Consider the following 5320-nt stretch of genomic DNA (forward strand, 5'->3'; position numbering starts at 1 on the left):
CGGATCGTTCACTTGCTCTGGATCGGATGGCGCTTCATGGCATCTTGGCGACCACTGTGCGCCAGATGCTGCTGGAATGGGCGGTATGTCTGCATGAACCGCTTTTGACGCAAAAAGTTCAGCAGCTTCTATCGTGATCTGGGTTGCCATCGGCAAGTCCGCCCACGAAAGATCATCCGAACGACCCGGGTCTCTTTGATCGCCTGTTCGTCTACAGTCAGCAGATCCCGGTCGATCAGCCCCATATCGGACCGCTATCAGCACGAGCCACGGGTGTAGGCATAGAGCATGGTCGACTGCGGCATGCGCTAGAGGCCAACGGTCGCTGATCCGAGGTCTGGCGGAATTTCAGGTCTAGAAAATTCAGCGACGTGGAAGGCTGAAACAGCACAACGATCAATCGATCGACGCCCGAAGCGACCGCGGTCATTTGCGTTCGTTGTTCCGCTGCGCGGCAGCCGCTCATGTACGAGCCGAAGGAGCAGGCTGGGCGCCTCGGCGCCGGAATCACTCCGCAGCCGGTGCGACGTCGTTGAGGTCAACTTGGCCGACCGTTCCGTCCATCTCGCTCTGCGGTCGTGAGCGGCTTGGCAACATTTCTCAGGATCGTGGCGCGGCAGTTGGCTAGCATCTCTTTCGTGTACTTCTCGCCGAAGTAATCCAGAACGAAGGTGCCGCCATAGTCCGACTCATCGGCGACACCGCTGGTTAGGCCGTCGAGGATTGTGCCGACTTCGCGGATGCGATCGGAGTACCGGGCGCGGATAACGTAACCGCGTTCATCGAGTGAACTGCCTCATCGGCAGTCACTTCTCTTAGCCAACGAACGAATCTATCGTTCCCAAGTCCGGCATAAAAACCCTTATCCGCAGCATAGGCGTGGCAGGTGCACATTTCATCAAAGGCGATTATAACCATCAAAGAGAATTCGTCTTTCAGGTATTCATTGATTGCACTAAAATTGTGTGATCGAGCGTCCAATCTCTCCCAAAGATCCTTTTCGGATCCATCAGCGACGAGCTCCATAATCTGGATAACGCCCTCGGCGTGACGCTCCTCGTCCGCGGCCCAGGCATCAAAGAACGCCGCAGCTTCTCGGTAGAGATCAAGTTGCGGATGGACAACTCCTTTTCCAGATGCCTCGCGTCATACTCAGTATACAATTCTGGCCACAACTTGTTCCAACGTGCGCGCAAAACGGATAGCTCGGCGGTGAACATCACCGGCGTCAGAGCATTGAACAACTCTTTGGGACACCAATTCCGTCGAACCGGCGTGATCGTCCGACTCTTCCGAATCACGAACGATACGAGCAGTCTGGCAGACGCATTTTCTTCCCGAACGCTCGCAAAGCATATTTGCTACACACAGATGTTGTCGCCTCCTTGTTTTGGTGGCCTGCAATTCCAGGGCCGCACTCCTTCAGAACTCGCCTGAAGCATCGCCTTGACAGCTCAATAGAAGCCCAGCGCGGCCGTCATTGATCTCGGTCAACTCGATCACCAAGACGAATCCGAGCGTACTGTCGAGGGCAGCGTGGCACGGCTTTTTTTCGCAAGCCGCTCACGTCAATCGCTCGGTGGGCGCTCGGGCAGGTATCTTCGATTAAATCAAACGCCACTTCGAGGTGGTGTTAACCCTCGAACATGCGGGCCTCATCAGGCGGCAGCCCGACTCGCCGCGCAGCATCGAAGTGCCGGTCCCTCCTCAGCAGCTACCCGTCTTGGATGCCAAACCAATCAGTCAAAAACTCTGTCGAGGTACTAGCTCCGCCTAGGAACAACCGTGCGTTCAACTCCGGAACAGATCCCGCGGCCTAGGCGGCACGGCAAAGTGCGCGAGGCTGTTCATGGCAAACTGTTTCCGCTAACGGGATCGCGCAAGCTGGCCGCGCAAGGGGGACCGCTGACATCAGTACTAACGGAGGAGCGGCGGATTACAAACCTTCGTATAGCCCTCCAAACCCTTTCAATATTGAAGGCCTACTTACGTACAATTGAGCCATCAATCGCAATAGTTTTAGTCTCGTCGAGAAGCGGGCCGGAGCATCCTGAATGGCTCTCGGCAAGGAAGTAAGACGAGCTGACGGACGATTATGAAGTTCTATCGCAGGACGCCACGCGGTCCGTCGATCTGCATCGAGTGTCGTCGATCACTAAGGTCGCGCTACCAGCAAGGTATCTCCACCCAGCAGCCCTATTGCGACTACGATTGCTATCTTCGCTACCGGACGAAGAGTCTGTTTGCGCCATGTCTCGCTGTCGCACGGGACCATGGACTCGCGCCTGAGTATTTGGCTCACCTCGAAATCCTCAGTTCGTTCGCAGCGCTTGCTGCCGTTTCCTACTGGTATTCGATTGTGCTCGCCAAAGCCGCGCTGCGGTTGGGCGAACCGATGATGGTTGAAACTTCTAAGACCTAGCTTACGCGTGTGCACGCGGCGAGACTAATTGCTCTGACAGGGAGTTTTCAGAGTTGAACCGCCAACGATGTCGCCATCGGCTATGAGTATTGAGTACGTTCAGACGAGTGAATTTGGTTAAGAAGTTTCTGCGGTTTTGAAGATGATTTCCTTGAAGCTGGAGGGCATTGATCGGTATGTGTGGGATTGTCGGCATCTTGGGGCGTGGTCCGGTCACGGGGCAGCTGGTCGAGGCACTCAAACGACTGGAATATCGCGGCTACGACTCCGCAGGCGTAGCGACGCTTGAAGGCAACCATCTCGAGCGCCGGCGTGCCGAGGGCAAGCTGAAAAATCTCGAGGCGCGGCTACGCGGCGATCTGCTGTCGGGTCATACCGGTATCGGTCATACGCGCTGGGCCACCCATGGTAAGCCGACCGAGCGCAATGCCCATCCGCATGTGACGGACAATGTCGCCGTCGTCCATAACGGGATCATCGAGAATTTCCGCGAGCTGCGCGCTGAGCTAGAGCAGAATGGCGCTAACTTCGCCTCGGAGACCGATACCGAGGTGGTGGCGCATCTCGTCGAATCCTATCTAAAGCATGGCTACTCGCCGCAGGACGCAGTGAAAGCGTTGCTGCCGCGGCTGCGCGGCGCGTTCGCGCTGGCATTCCTATTCAAAGGTCATAACGATCTCATGATCGGCGCGCGCAGGGGTTCGCCGCTCGCGATCGGGCATGGCGACGGCGAAATGTATTTGGGATCGGATGCTATCGCGCTCGCGCCCTTCACCGATAAAATCACCTATCTTGAAGACGGTGACTGGGCCGTGCTTACCCGTACGATCTGCGTCATCTATGATTTGAAAGGCGCCGTCGCCCACCGGGAAACGCTGAAGTCTAGCGCGTCATCGCTCATGGTAGACAAGGCGAATTATCGCCACTTCATGGCCAAGGAAATTCACGAACAGCCGGAGGTGGTCGGGCAGACGCTGGCGCGTTATGTTGATATAGCCGCAAAGCGCATCGCGCTTCCGTTCGAACTGCCATTCGACTTCAATGACATTAGGCGCATCTCGATCACGGCTTGCGGTACCGCAAGCTATGCCGGTCACGTCGCCAAGTATTGGTTCGAGCGGCTCGCGCGTATGCCGGTCGAGATCGACGTGGCCTCTGAACTCCGATACCGCGAGGCGCCTTTGCGCAAGGGGGATCTCGCGATCGTCATCTCGCAGTCTGGCGAGACCGCCGACACGCTGGCCGCTTTGCGCTACGCCAAGGCGCAGGGTCTGCACACGGTTTCCGTGGTCAACGTACCGACGTCGACGATTGCGCGCGAGAGCGAAACCGTGCTGCCGACATTGGCCGGCCCGGAAATCGGCGTCGCCTCGACCAAAGCTTTCACTTGTCAGCTGATGGTGATGGCCGCCCTTGCGGTCGCCGCAGGCAAAGAGCGCGGAGAATTGTCCGACATCGATGAATTGAAGCTCGTGGGTGAGCTGATTGAAGTTCCGCGGCTGATCGCTGCGGCGTTCGCGATCGAACCGCAGATCGAGAAGCTCGCGCGCGACATCGCCAAAACGAGCGCTGTGCTCTATCTCGGCCGCGGCACGTCGTTCCCCTTGGCGCTGGAGGGCGCGCTCAAGCTGAAGGAAGTCTCCTATATCCACGCCGAGGGCTATGCCGCCGGCGAGCTCAAACACGGCCCGATTGCGCTGATCGACGATAGCATGCCAGTGGTGGTGATCGCTCCTTACGACCGGGTTTTCGAAAAAACCGTCTCAAACATGCAGGAAGTCGCCGCTCGTGGTGGCAACATCATCCTGATGACCGATGCGACAGGTGCTTCGGAAGCGACGGTGGATTCGCTCATGACAATTGTGCTGCCAAACATGGCTGCAACATTTACACCCATGGTCTATGCCATTCCGGTGCAGCTTTTGGCCTACTATACCGCTGTCCTAATGGGAGCGGACGTCGATCAGCCACGCAATCTCGCGAAATCGGTGACCGTAGAATAGGCGGGCAGGGCCAAAGTCGCAGTGGTCGTGAGACTTCAGCGAATAGGCCTTCGTGTTCGGTTATGTCCGTTCTGTGGAAGCCAAAACCGAGCAGATCCTCAATTTCTCTCCTATCCATGTTGATGCCGATCGTCGTTGCTGCGTGCGTCCATATCGCCTTCCGGACATGAATGGTTCGTATCTCGAAATGCGATAATGACCTCAGGAGTACAACTGGAGTTCAGCTCCCGGACCGGGATTCACGGATGGCGCGATCTATAGGAACTTTGTCTGCCGCGCATCGGTAACTGAAGGTCCGCTTGAATTAGTCGGCTACCACCACGGCCGGGCTGCTGCTGATCCGGCGGGCCAGCGCGGCGACTTTGGCGGAGGAAGCCCAGGTCCCACCGCAAATTCGGCTTCGTGAGCTCTTACTCATGTTCGGCGCGGCAAGCTTCGTGACCTTGGCCGCTTTTAGTGTGCGGCCGACCATTCCATGCTGGCTCCAAGCGTTTTCGCATCGTCGGCGGCCATGTTCGATATCCGCAGTGTGCATGATCGGTATCCGCCGTGTGCAATCCTATTACAAGTGCCGCGATCCCGCTGGAAGGTGCGGCATCCATTCGTTCTTATCTCTGCGAAGAGATCAGGGAATTCCCCAAAGTAAAGGTCTGAAGGCCAATTTGCTCATAAACTACCGCTTCGCGACGATTCACACAGACTCATTCTGCCGCTGGCGCGATTTAAGCGACTCGACTTAAAGGGCGCATTCGTGGCGTCCGCAACGAGCCCTCAGCCGATCCTCCACCACACCCATTCCGGGGGAGCGCGGCCCGTCTCGCGAGCGTTCCTTGATATCCTGCGCAACAGACCCACCAGTACTGGCGTCTTGAAAACGAGCGGGCAGAAGTCCGGT

The 5320-nt window shown here is 57.3% G+C and carries 1 protein-coding gene; it reads left to right on the plus strand.

Annotation, left to right across the window (positions count from 1 at the left end; all coding sequences use genetic code 11):
* Positions 1-2598: 2598 nt before the first annotated feature.
* Entirely contained in the window at positions 2599-4425 is a 1827-nt protein-coding gene (gene glmS / locus KJQ96_RS37930; protein ID WP_213253716.1) for a glutamine--fructose-6-phosphate transaminase (isomerizing), read from the plus strand.
* Positions 4426-5320 lie beyond the last annotated feature (895 nt).

Origin of the sequence: Bradyrhizobium sp. sGM-13, from assembly GCF_018398875.1 — a bacterium.
GTDB lineage: Bacteria > Pseudomonadota > Alphaproteobacteria > Rhizobiales > Xanthobacteraceae > Bradyrhizobium.

What these genes read in the sequence shown, in the direction of transcription:
- glmS (WP_213253716.1), top strand. Translation starts at nt 2,599, where the DNA reads ATGTGTGGGATTGTCGGCATCTTGGGGCGTGGTCCGGTCACGGGGCAG.